The sequence below is a fragment of the Phenylobacterium sp. genome (assembly GCF_035539035.1).
In the GTDB taxonomy this organism is placed as follows: domain Bacteria; phylum Pseudomonadota; class Alphaproteobacteria; order Caulobacterales; family Caulobacteraceae; genus Phenylobacterium.
Genome location: NZ_DATLJI010000011.1, coordinates 192,795 through 209,755 on the forward strand (window position 1 = coordinate 192,795; position 16,961 = coordinate 209,755).

Consider the following 16,961-nt stretch of genomic DNA (forward strand, 5'->3'; position numbering starts at 1 on the left):
CGGTTCTCTATGGCCGCCGGATCGTCGCTACAGCCTTATTGATAGCGCTATCATGGTCAAGCCCTCCGGCTCGCCTCAGTGATTGTGGCGCGGATTGCGCGCCGAGATCGCCCGGTATTTGACGGCCATTTCGAGCACGGCGCCCTCGGCGAGCTGGCCGGTTTTCTCGCGGTAGAGCTCTTCCCAGGGGGTATGGCTCTCCGGGACCGGCGGCGGGGCCTCGGCCCTGCGCCGAGCGATCTCGGCCTCGTCCACGAGGGCGTCGCAGCGGCCGGCGGAGAGGTCGATGCGGATCACGTCGCCGGTGCGCAGCCAGGAGAGCCCGCCGCCCGCCGCGCTTTCCGGCGAGGCGTTGAGGATCGAAGGACTGTCGGAGGTCCCCGACTGGCGCCCGTCGCCCAGCGTGGGCAGGCTCATGATCCCCTTCCGGATGAGGGCGTCCGGCGGCTGCATGTTGACCACCTCGGCCGAGCCGGGCCAGCCCAGCGGGCCCGAGCCGCGGATCACCAGGATGGTCCCCTCGTCGATCCCCAGCGCCGGGTCGTTGATCCGGTGATGGTAGTCGTCGGAGCCGTCGAACACCACGCAGCGGCCCTCGAAGACGCCCTCGCGTCCCGGTTCGGAGAGGTAGCGGGCGCGGAAGTCCTCGCTGATCACGCTCGTCTTCATGATCGCGAAGTCGAAGAGGTTGCCCTTCAGCACCAGGAAGCCGGCCCGCGCCTTCAGCGGCGTCGCCCAGGGCGTGATCACCTCGCGGTCGCTCGCCTCGCGGCCGGCGATGTTCTCGGCGAGCGTCCGGCCGGTGACGGTCAGGCAGCCGCCGTCCAGCCTGCCGGCCTGCAGCAGCTCCCAGAGCACCGCAGGGACGCCGCCAGCCCGGTGGAAGCGCTCGCCCAGGTACTTTCCGGCCGGCTGCATGTTGACGAGCAGGGGGATGTCGTAGCCGTGGACCATCCAGTCCTCGTTCGAGACCTCGACGCCGGCATGCCTCGCCATGGCCACGATGTGCGGCTGGGCGTTGGACGAGCCGCCGATGGCGCTCACCGTACGGATGGCGTTGAGGAAGCTCGCGCGGGTCAGGATGTTGGAAGGTCGCAGGTCTTCGTAGGCCATCTCGACGATCCGCCGGCCGGTCTCATAGGCCATCTGGCCCCGCTCGCGGTAGGGCGCGGGGATCGCCGCGCAGCCCGGCAGCGACAGGCCCAGCGCCTCGGCCACCGCGTTCATGGTCGAGGCGGTGCCCATGGTGTTGCAGTGGCCGGCGGAGGGGGCGGAATCCGCCGCGCGCTTCAGGAACTCCTCCTCGTCGATCTCCCCGGCGGCCAGCTTGCGCCGCGAGCGCCAGATCACCGTGCCGGAGCCCACCAGCTCGCCCTCGTGCCAGCCGTCCAGCATCGGCCCGCCCGAGAGCACGATGGCCGGGATGTCGACCGTGGAGGCGGCCATGATCCCGCTGGGCGTGGTCTTGTCGCAGCCGGTGGTCAGCACCACCGCGTCGATGGGATAGCCGTAGAGGATCTCGGTCAAGCCGAGGTAGGCGAGGTTGCGGTCCAGCGCTGCGGTGGGCCTGCGGCAGTTCTCGAAGATCGGATGGACCGGGAATTCCATCGGAATGCCGCCCGCGTCCCGGATGCCGTCGCGCACCCGGCGCGCCAGGTCCAGGTGGATGCGGTTGCAGGGCGACAGGTCGGACCCGGTCTGGGCGATGCCGACGATCGGCCGGCCGCTCCGGAGCTCCTCGGGCGTGATGCCGTAGTTCATGAACCGCTCCAGATAGAGGGCGGTCATGTCGCTGCGCTCTTCGTTGGCGAACCAGTCGCGCGAGCGGAAGGGCCGGACGGGGGTACGGTCAGACATTGCGCATTTCGTTCTGCGGCAGGCCCGGCACGTCAACCTGGAAGCTGAACAGACCGCCGGCCAGCGGCTGCGCCTCGCGCTCCGGCTTGGAGAGGCCCTTCCACGCCGTGGTGGCGTAGACGGTCTTCAGGTCGTCGCCGCCGAAGGCGAGCTTGGTGATGTTGGAGACCGGGAACTCGACCGTCTCCAGGAGGTTCCCCGCCGGCGAGTAGCGGCGCACGTGGCCGCCGGCGAAGAGCCCGGTCCAGACGCAGCCCTCGGCGTCCACGGCGGGGCCGTCCGGATAGCCCTGGTCGATCTGCGCGAACACCCGCTTGCCGGTGATCTCGCCGCCGGCCGAGACGTCGAAGGCGTAGATCACCTTCTTCAGCGTGTCGGTGTGGTAGAGCGTCCGCCCGTCGGGGCTAGCCGCCGGTCCGTTGGTGATGCAGTAGCCATCGTCGCATCGCACCGGCCGATGGCCGTCCAGGCGGTAGAGCGCGCCGCTGAGGTTTGTCTCCCCATCGTGCATCGAGCCGAACCAGAGCCGACCCTGGGCGTCCACGAAGCCGTCGTTCAGACGGTTGTCGAGGCCGGGGTCCTCCACCGTCGCCAGCAGGTCGAAGCGGCCGCTCCTGGAATCGAACCGGTGCAGCCCGGTCTTCAGGCCGGCGATCCAGCCGCCGCCGGCGACGGGAGCGATGAAGCCCGGCTGGGCCGGCGCCGCCCAGCTCCAAGCAGCGCCCGTGGCGGGCTCATAGCGGTGGATCCGAAGTCCCTTGATGTCCACGAACCAGAGCGCGTCGTCCTCCGCGCGCCAGACCGGTCCCTCGCCGAGCTCGGCGTCGGCGGAGAAGACGCATTCCGGCTCGGAGGTCGCGGTCATCGCCAGCCTGCGTCGATCCAGTACTCGTGGCCGGTGCAGAAGCGGGCGTCGTCGGAGGCGAGGAACAGCACCAGGGCCGCCACGTCGCGCGGCTCGATCCGGCCCTTCAGGCATTGCTGCGAGACGATCTCCGCCTCGCCTTCGGGCGTGTACCATTTCATCTGGCGTGGGGTCTTCACATTGCCGGGCGCCACGCAGCTGACCCGGATGCCGTCGGGGCCCAGTTCGCGGGCGAGCGCCCGGGTCATGCCCTCGATGCCGGCCTTGGCGGTCTCGTAGAGCACGAGGTCCGGCAGCCCCAGGTGCCAGGAGATCGAGCCGAAGTTGATGATCGCCCCGCCGCCGGCCTTCTTCATCTCGGGGACGACGGCCTTGGTGCAGAACAGCATGTGGCGGAGGTTCACCGCCATACGGTCCTCGAAGTACTCGGGCGTCACGTCGTCCAGGGTGTGGCGGTCGTCGTTGCCGGCGTTGTTCACCAGCACCTGGACCGGACCGATCTTCTCGAAACAGGCGGCGATGGCCCTGGCGTCCTTAAGGTCGCAATGGTGGAAGACCGGCCGGATCGGCGAGACTTCCAGGGCCTTCACGAGCGCCTCGGATTCCTGGGTCAGGACGTCGAGGAAGTGCACCTCGGCGCCCTGGCGGGCGAAGGCCTCCACGAGGCCCGCCCCGATGCCCGAGCCGCCGCCGGTGATGACCACCCGCCGGCCCTTGAGGCTCGGATAGACCGCACCCTGCCCTGCGGCGACAACGTCCACATTCACGCCCATGAGTAGGCCGTCTTGGTCTGGGTGTAGAATTCCACGGCGGCGAAGCCCTGTTCGCGCGGGCCGTAGCTCGACTTCCGGATGCCGCCGAAGGGGACGTGGTAGTCGACGCCGGCGGTGGGCAGGTTGATCATCACCATGCCGGCCTTGGCCCGGCGCTGGAAGTCGCGGGCGTGCTTCAGCGAGGTGGTGACGATCCCGGCCGAGAGGCCGAAGTCGCCGTCGTTGGCCACCGCCAGGGCCTCGTCGTAGTCCTTCACGCGCACGGTGGAGGCGACGGGGCCGAACACCTCCTCGCAGTTGATGCGCATGGACTTGTCGGTGTCGGCGATGAGGGTCGGCTGGACGTACCAGCCGGGCTTCTCGAGCTGCAGCCGCCCGCCGCCGGTGACCACCCGGCCGCCTTCCGATTTCGCGATGTCGATGTAGCGGTAGCTGGTCTCCATCTGGTCCTCGCTGACAGCGGGACCCATCTGGGTCGAAGGATCGAGCGCGTCGCCCACCTTCAGGGCCGCCACCTTCTCCGCCAGGGCCTGGACGAACCGGTCGTGGATGCCGTCCTGGACGATCAGCCGCGAGGAGGCCGTGCAGCGCTGGCCGGTGGCGTAGAAGCTGCCGTCGAGGGCGACCATCACGGCCCGCTCCAGGTCGGCGTCGTCGAGGATCACCAGCGGGTTCTTGCCGCCCATCTCGAGCTGCACCCGCGCCTGGCGCGCGACGGCGGCCTGGGCGACGCCCGCCCCCACCGTCTGCGAGCCGGTGAAGGAGATGCCGTCCACTCCCGGGTGTTCCACGAGCTTGGCGCCCATGGAGCCCGGTCCGAAGATCATGTTGAACACCCCGGCCGGAGCGCCGCACTCCCAGATGATCTCGGCCAGCGCCGCGGCGGTGGCGGGCGTGGGTCCCGCCGGCTTGAGGACCACGGTGTTGCCGAAGGCGAGCGCAGGCGCGGTCTTCCACGCCGGGATGGCGATCGGGAAGTTCCAGGGGGTGATCAGGCCGTAGACCCCCACCGCCTGGCGGTAGGTCTGGATCTCAACGCCCGGGCGCACGCTCTCCAGGTTCTGGCCGTGGCGTCGCAGGGCCTCGCCGGCGAAGTACTTGAAGATGCGGCCTGCCCTGACCGTCTCGCCGATGCCCTCGGGCAGGGTCTTGCCCTCCTCCCGCGACAGCAGCCGGCCGATCTCCTCGCGACGCTTCAGGATCGTGTCGCCGACCTTGTCCAGGAGGTCCGAGCGGACCTCGGGCGAGGCTTCCGACCAGGCCGGGAAGGCGCCCTTGGCCGCCTCGACGGCGGCGTCCACCTCGGCCGCGCCGCCCTTCGGCACGCGCGCCACCACGTCGGTCGTGTCCGACGGGTTCAGGCTCGCTTCGGGAGCGTCGGCCCCCACCCGCTCCCCGCCGATGTACTGAGGTAGGGTCTGGGTCATCGCGCGGCCTCCGCCGAAAGCAGGCCGCGTCCGGCCAGGTTACGCATCAGTTCGGCGATGCCGAAGGCCCAGGGCGGGGCCGCCTTCGAGGTCGTCACCTCGTTCTGAAGAACGCCCAGGCGGGGGCTCGCGACGCGCACCACGTCGCCCACCTTATGGGTGAAGCCGAGGCCGGGGACCTCCCGGTCCTGTGTCGGGGCGAACAGGGTGCCGCAGAACAGCACGAAGCCGTCCGGATACTGGTGCTCGCTCATGGCCTGGCGGACGAGTTCGAGCGGATCGCGGCTGATCTCGCTCATGAAGCTGCGCCCCTCGAGCCGGTAGTTGTCGCGCCCCTCGATGGTGAGCTCCACCTCGGCGCGGCGCACGTCATCGACGGTGAACCCGCCATCGAACAGCCGGATGAAGGGACCCAGCGCGCAGGAGGCGTTGTTGTCCTTGGCCTTGCCGAGCAGAAGCGCCGAGCGGCCCTCGAAGTCGCGCAGGTTCACGTCGTTGCCGAGGGTGGCGCCCAGCGCCCGCCCCTGCGCGTCGCAGACCAGCACCACCTCAGGCTCGGGATTGTTCCAGGCCGAGTCGGAGCGCACCCCGATCTGGGCGCCGTGTCCCATGGCCGACAGCACCGGCCCCTTGGTGAAGATCTCGGCGTCGGGGCCGATGGCGACCTCGAGATACTGCGACCAGAGGCCGTCGGCGATCAGCGCCGCCTTCAGTCGCGCCGCCTCTTCCGAACCCGGCTGCACCGCCCGGATGTCGGCGCCAACCTTGTCGCGCAGGTCGCCGCGAATCTCTTCGGCCCTGGCGGCGTCGCCACGGGCGCGCTCCTCGATGACCCGTTCCACGGCCGAGACGGCGAAGGTCACGCCGGCCGCCTTCAGGCACTGCAGGTCCACCGGCGCGAGCAGCGGCGAGGCGGCGAAGTCGAACGCCTCAACCGGCCCGAGGTCGACACCGGCCGGGACGTCGCCGGTCCAGGCGTTGAGCATCTCCGAGACGGTCGGAAAGGCGCGGGAGACGTCGGTGAGACGGCCGTCGCGCACGATCACAGGGGTCGGGCCAGCCGCCGTCTGGATGCGCCCCACAAGCAGGGCCGTGTTCCAGTCGACAGGCAGAAACGCCGCCGCGCCTGCGGTCTCGCCTCCCATGAGCATCGCCTCCCCTTGATTTTTGGTAGCGCTATCAATCAGAGTGCCGACCTGTCAAGGCGAAGACGCCGACCGGAGGAAACCAATGCACCCCACACGCCGCACGGCGATGTCCGGCATGCTGCGCGTCGGCGCGGCCCTGGCGCTCGCCGTTTCGCTGGGCGGCGCGGGCCCGGCGCCCGGGCGCTGGGTCGGCGCCTGGGCCGCCTCGCAGCAGATCCCCGAGCCGCACAATGCGCTGGATCCGGCGGAGCTCACCGAGGCGACCCTGCGCCAGGTGGTGCGGGTGACCGCCGGGGGTCCGCAGATCCGGGTGCGGCTGTCCAACGCCTTCGGGACCGAGCCGCTCAGGTTCCGCGCCGTGCACGTGGCCCGCCCGGTGGCCGTGGGCTCTCCGCGCATCGACCCGGCCACCGACCGGGCCGTGACCTTCGGCGGTCGCCGGGAGGTGACCGTGCCGGCCGGCGCCGACTACCTCTCAGACCCCGTGGCTTTCGCGGTGCGGCCACTGGAGCGGATCGCCATCAGCGTCGAACTGCCGGCGGCGCCGGCCCGCCAGACCAGCCATCCGGGCTCGCGCACCACCTCCTGGACCCTGCGCGGCCGGCACGCGGCGGCGGCCGACCTCCCCGGCGCCAAGGGCGTCGCCCACTGGTACCAGCTCTCCGGGGTCGACGTGCCGGCCGCCCGTCGCAGCGCCGCCATCGTCACCTTCGGGGACTCGATCACCGACGGCTACGGCGTGGGCCCCGACCGCGACGAGCGCTGGCCGGACTTCCTCGCCGAGCGGCTGCAGGCCGATCCCCGCACCCGCCACTTCAGCGTTCTGAACCACGGCATCGGCGGCAACCGCCTGCTGCGCGACGGGACCGGGCCGAATGCGCTGGCCCGCTTCGACCGGGACGTGCTTGCTCAGGCCGGCGTCACCCACCTGGTGATCCTCGAGGGCGTCAACGACCTGGGCGTGCTCACCCGCGACGCGCCCGCCTCGCCGGAGGCGCAGGCGGCCATGGTCCAGGACCTGATCGGCGCGTACCGCCAGATGATCGCGCGGGCCCGCGTTCGCGGCATCAAGGTGATCGGCGCCACCATCATGCCCTTCGCGGGCTCCGGCTATTACCACCCGCCGCCGGAGACCGAGGCCTCGCGCCAGGCGGTCAACGCCTGGATCCGCGCGCCCGGGAACTTCGACGGGGTGATCGACTTCGACGCGGTGATGCGCGACCCCGCCCGCCCCGACCGGCTGCGCGCCGAGTACGACGTGGGCGACGGCCTGCACCCCTCCATCGCCGGCTACCGCGCCATGGCCGCGGCCGTGCCGCTGACCCTGTTCACGCGATGAGGGCCTGGATCGCGCTCGCCGCGGCGCTGCTCGCCGGCCCCGCCGCCGCCCAGGACATGGCCCTGACCTTCGACGACCTGCCGGTGCACAGCGACCTGCCGCCCGGCGAGACGCGGCTCGGCGTCATCGCCCGGCTGGTCGGCGGCCTCGCCGACGCCGGCGCGCCGCCCAGCTACGGCTTCGTCAACGCCGCGGGCGAGGCCGAGGCCGGCGGCGCCGAGGCGCTCCGCGTCTGGCGCGCGGCGGGCCATCCGGTGGGCAACCACACCTGGTCACACAAGCGGCTGCAGGACCCCGCCGCCTTCGAGGCCGAGGTGGTCCGCAATGAGCCCGCGCTGCAGGCGTTGGGCGGCGACTGGCGCTGGTTCCGCTATCCCTTCCTCGACGAGGGCGCGACGCCGGAGCTGCGGTCCGCCGCCCGCGGGATCCTGAAGGCGCGCGGCTACAGGATCGCCAGCGTCACGCTCAGCTTCCACGACTACGCCTGGAACGGCCCCTACGCGCGCTGCGCGGCCAACGGCGACCAGGCCGCTATCGCCCGGCTGGAGGAGAGCTATCTGGCCGCCGCCGACGCCAGCCTCGCCCGCGCCCGCACGCTGTCGCGTCAGGTGGCCGGCCGTGAGATCCCGCTGGTCCTGCTGATGCACGTGGGAGCCTTCGACGCGCGCATGCTGCCTCGGCTGCTCGCCCTCTACCGCGAGCGCGGCGTACGCTTCGTGACGCTGGAGACGGCGATGGCGGACCCGTTCTACCGGGAGGACCTGCAGGCGCGGGCCTCGCCGCGGCCGGCCACGCTCGAGGACGCCGCCGAGCTGAAGGGGCTCACGCCCGCGCCCGATCCCTCCCCTGGGCCAGAACTCGACAAGGTCTGCCGCTAGCGCTTCGGCGGCGCGTCGGATTCCCGGCGGATCAGGGCGAAGTCCAGAACCGCGTGCGGGTGCTTGGCCGTCTCGCCGGCCCGCCGGCTGCGGATTTCGTCCACCAGCAGGTTCACCGCCTCGCGGGACATCTCGGCCACCGGCTGACGTATGGTGGTGAGCTCGGGCCAGATGGTCGTGGCCAGCGCGGTGTCGTCGTAGCCGCAGACGGTGAGGTCGCCGGGCACGTCCAGGTGGCGGCGGTGGGCCACCGCCACGGTGGCGGCGGCCATGTCGTCGTTGCTGGCGAAGATCGCGGTCGGCGGCTCGGCCAGCGACAGGAGCCGGTCGGCCGCCTCGAGGCCCGACCGGTAGGTGAAGTAGCCCTGCACGATCAGCGCCGCGTCAGGCCGCACGCCCGCCTCCTTCAGCGCCGCGAGATAGCCTTCCAGACGCTGGCCGCTGGCGGTCTGGTTGGGATGGCCCTTGATGAAGCCGATCCGCTGGTGGCCGAGCTCCAGGATGTGCCGCGTCATCGCCCGGGCGGCCTCGAAGTCGTCGATGCGCACCGCCGAGGCGTCCGGCGGCGGGCGGCCCGTGGCCACGGCCACCGCGGGGATCTTGCTGGCCGCCAGCACGCGGACGATCACCTCGGAATCGCACAGCGGCGGCGGCAGGATCAGGCCGTCGATGCCGGACGCCACCAGCTTCTCGGCGGCGGCCTTCTCGCCGCCCTCCACGTCGCACTTCTCAACGATCAGCTGGACGTTGCTGCGGCTCGACTGGTCGAGGCTGCCGACCAGGAACTCGCTGAGGTACGCGGCGCTGGGGTTGGAATAGAGCAGGCCGATCCGGATCAGGTCGGCGCCTGCGAGGCTCCGCGCCGCCGGATTGGGCTGGTAGTTCAGGTCGCGGATCGCCGCGAGGACCGCCTCGCGCGTCGAATCGCGGACGTTCTTCTCGCCATTGATCACCCGCGAGACGGTCATCGGCGACACCCCCGCATAGCGGGCGACGTCGTGGATCGTCAGCGCGCTCCGCTGGCGCCGAGCGGGTTTCGTCTCCAAGCACGACCTCCAGGGCCTCAAGGCCCGCTTACGTCTTTACCCGCCCCGGCCGCCATCTCAAGCCTGCTCGCCGCCGCGGAGAAGTCCCAGGCACATTGGTCTGACCTCTTAGGGCGGAGAGGGTCAGACCGTATTGACACAAAAGAACTGACCTACTAGCAATGTCAATGTGACCGCTATCATTGCAGAGTAGTCGGGCGGTCCCAAGGGTCTTCATCAGGACGACACGGTGAAACGCCGGTCGGCCGCGCCTCTGCGCAAAATAATCAGAAGGTGCGCGCACGCGCACACAAGGGGAAGGAACCATGAAATCTTCGAAGCAGAAGACGTCCGCGCACCTCCGAGCCCTGCTGCTCGGCGCCACCTTCCTCTCGGGAATGGTCGCGACTGAGGCCCACGCCCAGTCCGCGGACGTGGAAGAAGTGGTGGTCACCGGCTACCGCCGCAGCCTCCAGCAATCCACCGAGGCCAAGCGCGAAGCCACCATCATCCAGGATTCGATCTTCGCCGAGGATATCGGCAAGTTCCCGGACACCAACCTGGCGGAGTCGCTGAACCGGATTCCCGGCGTCCAGCTCTCCCGCGAGGTGACCGGCGAAGGCCTGCAGATCGCCATCCGCGGCCTGGGCACCAACTTCACCAAGATCCTGCTCAACGGCAACCAGATCGCGGTGGCCTCCACCGGTCGGCTGGACTCCCAGAGCCAGAACCGGGAAGTCGACCTCGACATGTTCCCGACCGAGCTGTTCAGCCGGCTCGACGTGAACAAGACGCCCACCGCCTCCATGCTGGAAGGCGGCGTGTCCGGCACCGTCAACATGCGCAGCGCCCGGCCGTTCGATTACAACGGCCGGCAGCTCACCTACTCCGTGCAGGGCAGCACCAACACGCTCGCCGAGGAATGGGGCCCGCGCGGCTCCCTGCTGGCCAGCGACACGTTTGACACCGGTTTCGGCGAGCTCGGCGTCCTGATCGGCTTCGCCGGCGCGCGCACCCACACCACCACCCGCGGCTTCGAGTCGATCGGCTGGTCGAATGCGAACATGAGCTGCGCGGGCTGCAATCTCTACGGCAGCAACAACTTCAACTGGGCGAGCACCGTGCCGGCGGGCGTGAGCCGCCCGGGCCTGACCACCGGCGCGCCGATCACCAACGACACCCTGCTGGCGCTGAACCCGGGGCTGACGCTGCAGCAGCTCTCCGACGCGATGATCCCGCGGCTCGGCCGCCCGCACTACGCCGAGGGCACGCGCGACCGCTACTCGGCCCTGATCTCCTTCGAATTCAAGCCGATGGAGAACCTGAACCTCTACTTCGACACCCTGCTCGGCCGCGGCATCCGCAAGTTCGACCGGGTGGACATGAACTGGGTGGGCCGGAACTCGAACTTCATGGTTCCCACCGGCCTGCAGGTGGACGAGAACTTCGTCGTCACCGAGGGGACCTTCCTCAACTCGCAGTTCTTCCTGGAAGCCCGGCCGTACCACGAGAAGGTCAACTTCTTTAACCTGAACCCCGGCTTCTCCTACCGGTTCAGCGACTTCATCCGGCTCGACGGCCAGTTCAACATGTCGAAGAGCCAGTTCCTGCGAGAGAGCCCGACGATCCTGATCAACACCCCGCTCGGGGTGGGCATCAACGTCGAGTACGACAACCCGGGCAAGCCGTTCCCGAACATCAACACCAACGCCGACCTGAACAACCCGAACCTGGGCTGGACCTGGCTCGGCGGCGGGCGGGTGAACATCCAGAACGAGCGGCGGGTCACCAAGACCAAGGCCGCCCACCTGGACGCCCTGTTCGGCGAGGAGGACGGCGTCAACGTCCGGGCCGGCGTCGCCTGGGACCAGGCCAGCCGCAGCATCATGGCGCTCGACAACAGCGCCCGCTGGCAGCAGGTGGTCTGCGGCGGCGGCGGGACTTTCCAGCCCGCCCCCGCCCCGCAGCCGCCGTGCAACGGCCAGGCCGGCTCGGCGATCACCAACGCCCAGCTCGGCAGCTACCTGCGCCCCGGTCCCGCCGGCTTCATCGGCGTCGACTACGACCGCTTCTTCGGCGACACCAACTACTCGGACCTCTCCTCCAACGCCCCCTTCTCCGCCTCCTCGAACACCGGCGCCCGCTCCGGCGTCATCGACGAGCGGACCAAGGGCGCCTACGTCGAGCTGAACGGCCGGACCGACCTGGGCCCCTGGGAGCTGCGGTTCAACGGGGGCGTCCGCTACGTCTCCACCGACCAGGAGATCACCGGCCCGGTGACCTTCACGGTGGCCGGCGTCCAGACGACCGAGTTCCAGACCCGGGACTCCCGCTACGACGCCTACCTGCCCTCGTTCAATGCGGTGCTGCAGGTGCGCGATGACGTGAACCTGCGCCTGTCGGCCTCACGGACACTGACCCGTCCGAATCCGGCCGACATGCTGCCCGGCACCAGCTTCTCCGACCCGTCGGCGCAGGAGGCCAGCCAGGGCAACCCCAACCTGACGCCGTTCTTCTCCAACAACTTCGACATCGGCGCGGAATGGTACACCGGGGCCGAGGGCTATATCGGCGCGGTCGGGTTCAACAAGCAGATCAGCGGCTGGACCCAGACGGGGATCACCACCATCCCGTTCAGCCAGCTCGGCATCCCCTTCGAGTCCCTGAACGCCACCCAGCAGACCGCCATCAACAACCGCGGCGGCCCGAGCGTGGCGACCGTCAACGTGCGCCAGCAGATCAATGTCGGCGGCGTGCTCACCATCCGCGGCTACGAGCTGAACTGGGTGCAGCCGCTCAGCTTCCTGTTCGAGGGGATCGGCTTCCAGGCCAACTACACGCGCATCTACCAGAGCGCGTCGGGACCGGGGGCCCCGGCGGTGGCCGTGGGTGTCTCGCCCTACACCTACAACGTCACCGGCTACTACGACCAAGGCCCGGCCTCGCTGCGGGTGTCCTACGTCTACAACGCCAAGCAGATCGGCTCGGCCGGGCCGGAGAACGGGGTGCAGATCCCGGTGGCGGGCGGCTCGCCGATCCCGGCGCGGTTCTACAACGACGCGCGCGGCCAATGGGACCTGTCGGCCAGCTACGAGTTCGAGAACCTCCCGACCTCGCCCCGCGTGACGCTCGACGTCATCAACCTGACCAAGGAAGACCAGCGGACCTACTTCGCCTGGCCCAACGCGACCCAGTCCTACTACCAGGGCAGCCGCACGATCCTGGTGGGGATCCGCGGCCGGTTCTGACCGGGTTCTTTTCTCCACTCCCCCCGAGAAAAGGTCGACTGGGCGGCGCTACGGCGCCGCCCTTTTTTCGTCCCTCTCCAGCGAGCGGGAGAGGGAACGCCTCAGATCCCCGGCGCATAGGGGAACTTCAGCGCCTTGTAGTAGGCCAGTGGATGGGCCGGCGGGGCGTAGCCGGCGGGCAGGGGGCGCTTGGAGAAGGTCTGGAAGTAGGCGATGCAGGCGTCGCGCCACCACTGGGCCTCCTTCTCCTGGATGGCGAGGAAGCCGGCGACCTCGGCGTGGCGCTCGGGATCGACGTAGGGCGCCATGGCCGCCCACGTGCGGCGCATCTCGGAGACCTGCCGCACGCCGCCGGTGTAGCGGACCACCAGCTCGTCCCACAGCGTGCGGCCGGAGCTCACCTTCCGGTCCCAGTCCACGTGCCTGAACCACAGGAGGTTCTTCTCGTCGGCGAGCAGCTCGGCGGCGGCCCTCGGCGCATACTGGGAGATGGCGTCGCTGCCGGTCTTGGTCCGGTCGAAGCCGATGCCGGCGGCGTCCGCCCGGTGGTAGTAGACCGGCGTCCAGTCGGCGCGGCCGAGGTCGTCCACCCAGGGGGCGGGGCCGTAGTGGTGGCTGGTGCCCATCAGGTGGTGCAGACCCAGCGGGGTCATGTAGTCCACCACCGCCTCGCGGCTGCCCATCATCATCCCCACGACGGGCGCGAGGAACCGCGGGTCGTTGGAGAAGGTCATCCGCGCCCACTCCTCGGCGATGTCGCGCGCGGACAGATACGGATCCCAGGCCATGCGCCCGAAGACGTACCAGTTGGCCTGGTCGAACTGGGAGCCGGACCAGTTGCGGTCGGTCCCGATGTTGGAGACGCCCGCCATGCCGGTCAGCCGGTGGCCGAACAGCGAGCCGTCCACGACCTTGGCGACGGTCGAGCCCTTGCCGCGCCGCCAGGTGTCGGCGTCCAGCGCCTCCTCGTACATCGGCCCCAGGTAGGCCAGGTGCGTGGCGAAGCCGAGGTACTCCTTGGTGATCTGCACCTCGAGCATCAGCGGCGTCCTGGGCGTGGCGCCGAACAGCGGGTGGAAGGGCTCGCGCGGCTGGAAGTCGATCGCCCCGTTCTTCACCTGCACGATGACGTTCGGCGCGAACCGGCCGTCGAGCGGCACGAACTCGTTGTAGGCCTGCTTGGCGCGGTCCTCCGGCTGCTCGTTGGAGTAGACGAAGGCCCGCCACATGACGACGCCGCCGTGCGGCCCCACCGCCTGCGCCAGCATGTTGGCCCCGTCGGCGTGGCTGCGGCCATAGTCCTGCGGTCCCGGCTGGCCCTCGGAATTGGCCTTCACGAGGAAGCCGCCGAAGTCGGGGATCGCCTTGTAGATCTCGTCCGCCTTGGCCTTCCAGAAGGCGCGCACGGCGGGGTCCAGCGGGTCCGCGGTCTTCAGCCCGCCGATCTCGATCGGGGCCGAGAACCGCGCCGAGAGATAGACCTTGATGCCGTAGGGCCGGAACGTGTCGGCCAGCGCCGCGGCCTTGGCGATATAGGGCGCGGTCAGGCTGTCGGCCTTGGCGTTGACGTTGTTCAGGACCGTGCCGTTGATCCCGAGCGAGGCGTTGGCCCGGGCGTAGTCGGCGTAGCGGGTGTCCTTCCAGTCCGGGAGCTTGTGCCAGTCCCACAGAGAGAAGCCGGCGTAGCCGCGCTCCACCGTGCGGTCGAGATTGTCCCAGTGGTTGAGGATGCGGACCTTGACCTTCGGGGCCTCGGCGATGTCGAGCCGCGCCAGCGGCTGGCGCGTCTGCACCAAGCGCAGGAGGTGGAAGGCGCCGTAGAGCACGCCCGCCTCGCTGTTGGCCGCCACCACCGTCGCGGGCCGCCCGTCCACGCTCACGCTGCGGATCAGGTAGCCCTCGTCGCCCGCCGCCTGCAGGGGCAGCCGCAGGGCCGCGATCCGGGGCGAGGAGGCGGGCGTGCCCAGGATCACCGGCGGGGCGTCCGCGGCCGGAGCGCCCAGCATCCCGCCGAGCCCACGCCGCAACTCCTCAGCGGCGACGGCCAGGGTCTCGGACCGGCCCTCGGCCACAACCTCCCCCACCGCCGCGCGGTAGGGCGCCGCCTCGGCGGCCGGCAGCGGCCGGTAGCGCAGCCACAGGTCGTGGCCATCTTCGGCACGCGCGGCCGTAGCCGTGATCAAGGCGAACAGCGCAACGAGCGCGCGCAACAGGCCGGGCCGCTTCATGACCGCTCCGTTTGGTCGAGACACGACAGTTGTATTGGTCTGACCACGTGATTGACAACCTTCGGCCTCGGGCTAAGTTGGGCCGGCTGCCGCTGCCGGCCGGGCGCGCGCGTTCCCATGCCCCCACGAAAGCGTCCGATGCCGAAGATCACCGCCGCCAAAGTCATCGTCACCTGCCCCGGCCGGAACTTCGTCACCCTGAAGATCGAGACGGCCGATGGCGTGACGGGCGTCGGCGACGCCACGCTGAACGGCCGCGAGCTGGCGGTCGCCAGCTACCTGACCGACCATGTGATCCCCTGCCTGATCGGCCGCGACGCCCACCGGATCGAAGACATCTGGCAGTACCTCTACCGCGGCGCCTACTGGCGGCGGGGCCCGGTGACCATGTCGGCCATCGCCGCCGTCGACATGGCGCTGTGGGACATCAAGGGGAAGATCGCCGGCCTGCCGGTCTACCAGCTGCTCGGCGGCGCCTGCCGCAGCGGCGTCATGGTCTACGGCCACGCCAACGGCGAGACCATCGAGGACACCATCGCCGCGGCGCGCGACTACGTGGCCCAGGGCTACAAGGCCATCCGCCTGCAAACGGGGGTGCCCGGCATGGCCGGGACCTACGGCGTCTCCAAGGACAAGCTGTTCTACGAACCGGCCGACTCCGACCTGCCGAAGGAGACGGCCTGGTCCACCGAGAAGTACATGCGGGTGGTCCCGGAGCTCTTCGCCGCCGCGCGCGAGGCGCTGGGCTGGGACGTCCATCTGCTCCACGACGCCCACCATCGCCTCACCCCCATCGAGGCCGGCCGGCTGGGCCGGGACCTCGAGCCCTGGCGGCCGTTCTGGCTGGAGGACGCGACGCCGGCCGAGAACCAGGAGCGCTTCCGCCTGATCCGGCAGCACACGACCACGCCGCTTGCCGTGGGCGAGGTGTTCAACTCGGTGTGGGACTGCAAGCAGCTCATCGAGGAGCAACTGATCGACTACATCCGCGCGACCGTCGTGCACGCCGGCGGCATCACCCACCTGCGCCGGATCGCCAGCCTGGCCGACCTCTACGGCGTGCGGACCGGCTGCCACGGGGCCACGGACCTGTCGCCGGTGACCATGGCCGCGGCCCTGCACTTTGACCTCTCGATCCCCAACTTCGGGGTGCAGGAGTACATGCGCCACACCGCCGAGACCGACGCGGTCTTCCCCCACGCCTACAGCTTCGCCGCCGGCGACCTGCACCCCGGCGATGCGCCGGGCCTGGGCGTCGACATCGACGAGGCGGCGGCCGCGAGGTTCCCCTACCGCCGGGCCTACCTGCCGGTCGCGCGGCGGGAAGACGGCTCCATGCACGACTGGTGATCCTCCGCTATGCTGCCGACCAGCAAGCGCGCCGCGGGGCGCCGACCAGCGGAAGTCACGGAGACCATGGCCGCCAGCGGCAAGCTTTACCGACGGCTGGCGGACCAGATCGCCGCCGAGATCGAGGCCGGCAAGTACAAGGTCGGCGAGCGGCTCCCCACCGAGCGGGAGCTGGCGGAGCAGTTCGGCGTCAGCCGTCCGACCCTGCGCGAGGCGCTCATCGCGCTGGAGATGCAGGGCATGATCGAGGCCCGCCACGGCATGGGCATCTACGTCACCCGCGCCCAGCCGCCGCTGGCGTCCGCCGCCTATGACGTGGAGATCGGCGCCTTCGAGCTGATCGAGGCGCGCCGCCTGTTCGAGGGCGAGGCCGCCGCCCTGGCCGCCGCCACGATCGACGAGGAGTCGATCGCCGAGCTCGAGCGCCTGCTCGGCCTGATGGCCGACGAGGACGAGCTGAAGGGCGAGGACGCCGACAAGGAGTTCCACATGGTGATCGCCCGGGCGACCGGGAACGGTGCGATCATCGCCACGATCGAGAACATGTGGGAGCTGCGCAACCGCAGCCCGCTGGCCCGCAACATCCTGACCCGCGCCCGCGGCACCGGCCTGGAGCCGCGCATCGTGGAGCACCGCCGCGTGCTGGAGGCGCTGAAGGCCCACGACCCCGCCGCCGCCCGCCAGGCCATGCGCGACCACCTGGAGCGGGTGATCGACCACCTGCTGCGCGCCACCGAGACCGAAGCCCTGGAGCGCGCCCAGCAGGAGAGCAAGGCCCGCCGCAGCCAGATCGCCAAGCGGGTGGCGATCTAGGCGCCCACCT

The 16,961-nt window shown here is 70.3% G+C and carries 12 protein-coding genes; 5 read left to right on the forward strand and 7 right to left on the reverse strand.

Annotation, left to right across the window (positions count from 1 at the left end):
* Positions 1-75: 75 nt before the first annotated feature.
* Genes VM685_RS05150 through VM685_RS05170 form a run of 5 tightly spaced genes read right to left on the reverse strand, consistent with a single transcriptional unit; the run spans position 76 to position 6,067 of the window.
* On the reverse strand, positions 76-1,857 hold the full coding sequence (locus VM685_RS05150) for an IlvD/Edd family dehydratase (RefSeq protein WP_325459051.1): 1,782 nt from the start codon (positions 1,855-1,857) through the stop codon (positions 76-78).
* A complete protein-coding gene (locus VM685_RS05155; protein WP_325459052.1) occupies positions 1,850-2,722 on the reverse strand; it encodes an SMP-30/gluconolactonase/LRE family protein in 873 nt (290 codons plus the stop codon). The genes VM685_RS05150 and VM685_RS05155 overlap by 8 nt, the downstream gene beginning before the upstream one ends.
* Positions 2,719-3,495 (reverse strand): SDR family oxidoreductase, encoded by a 777-nt coding sequence (locus tag VM685_RS05160; protein ID WP_325459053.1) that lies wholly within the window; start codon positions 3,493-3,495, stop codon positions 2,719-2,721. Before VM685_RS05160 ends, VM685_RS05155 begins: the two co-directional genes overlap by 4 nt.
* Positions 3,486-4,922, reverse strand: coding sequence for an aldehyde dehydrogenase family protein (locus tag VM685_RS05165; protein ID WP_325459054.1), 1,437 nt, complete (start codon positions 4,920-4,922; stop codon positions 3,486-3,488). Before VM685_RS05165 ends, VM685_RS05160 begins: the two co-directional genes overlap by 10 nt.
* Entirely contained in the window at positions 4,919-6,067 is a 1,149-nt protein-coding gene (locus VM685_RS05170; RefSeq protein ID WP_325459055.1) for a fumarylacetoacetate hydrolase family protein, read from the reverse strand. Before VM685_RS05170 ends, VM685_RS05165 begins: the two co-directional genes overlap by 4 nt.
* An 85-nt stretch (positions 6,068-6,152) precedes the next feature.
* Between VM685_RS05170 and VM685_RS05175 the strand changes: the two genes are divergently transcribed.
* Both VM685_RS05175 and VM685_RS05180 read left to right on the forward strand, forming a co-directional pair.
* Complete coding sequence (locus tag VM685_RS05175) at positions 6,153-7,409, forward strand: SGNH/GDSL hydrolase family protein (protein WP_325459056.1); 1,257 nt, start codon at positions 6,153-6,155, stop codon at positions 7,407-7,409.
* Positions 7,406-8,287, forward strand: a complete 882-nt coding sequence (locus VM685_RS05180) for a polysaccharide deacetylase family protein (RefSeq protein ID WP_325459057.1) — start codon at positions 7,406-7,408, stop codon at positions 8,285-8,287. The genes VM685_RS05175 and VM685_RS05180 overlap by 4 nt, the downstream gene beginning before the upstream one ends.
* On the opposite strand, the gene VM685_RS05185 is transcribed toward VM685_RS05180, so the two are convergent.
* A complete protein-coding gene (locus tag VM685_RS05185; RefSeq protein WP_325459058.1) occupies positions 8,284-9,333 on the reverse strand; it encodes a LacI family DNA-binding transcriptional regulator in 1,050 nt (349 codons plus the stop codon). The two genes, VM685_RS05180 and VM685_RS05185, sit on opposite strands and share 4 nt — an antisense overlap.
* A 305-nt stretch (positions 9,334-9,638) precedes the next feature.
* Between VM685_RS05185 and VM685_RS05190 the strand changes: the two genes are divergently transcribed.
* Positions 9,639-12,560: a TonB-dependent receptor gene (locus tag VM685_RS05190; RefSeq protein WP_325459059.1), complete on the forward strand. Its 2,922-nt coding sequence runs from the start codon at positions 9,639-9,641 to the stop codon at positions 12,558-12,560.
* 101 nt (positions 12,561-12,661) lie between these two features.
* On the opposite strand, the gene VM685_RS05195 is transcribed toward VM685_RS05190, so the two are convergent.
* On the reverse strand, positions 12,662-14,788 hold the full coding sequence (locus tag VM685_RS05195) for an alpha-glucuronidase family glycosyl hydrolase (protein WP_325459060.1): 2,127 nt from the start codon (positions 14,786-14,788) through the stop codon (positions 12,662-12,664).
* Positions 14,789-14,926: 138 nt separating this feature from the next.
* On the opposite strand from VM685_RS05195, the gene manD reads away from it, so the two are divergent.
* Positions 14,927-16,138: a D-mannonate dehydratase ManD gene (gene manD, locus VM685_RS05200; protein WP_325459061.1), complete on the forward strand. Its 1,212-nt coding sequence runs from the start codon at positions 14,927-14,929 to the stop codon at positions 16,136-16,138.
* A 66-nt stretch (positions 16,139-16,204) separates the two neighbouring features.
* Positions 16,205-16,951, forward strand: a complete 747-nt coding sequence (locus VM685_RS05205) for a FadR/GntR family transcriptional regulator (RefSeq protein ID WP_325459062.1) — start codon at positions 16,205-16,207, stop codon at positions 16,949-16,951.
* The last annotated feature ends 10 nt before the right edge of the window (positions 16,952-16,961 follow it).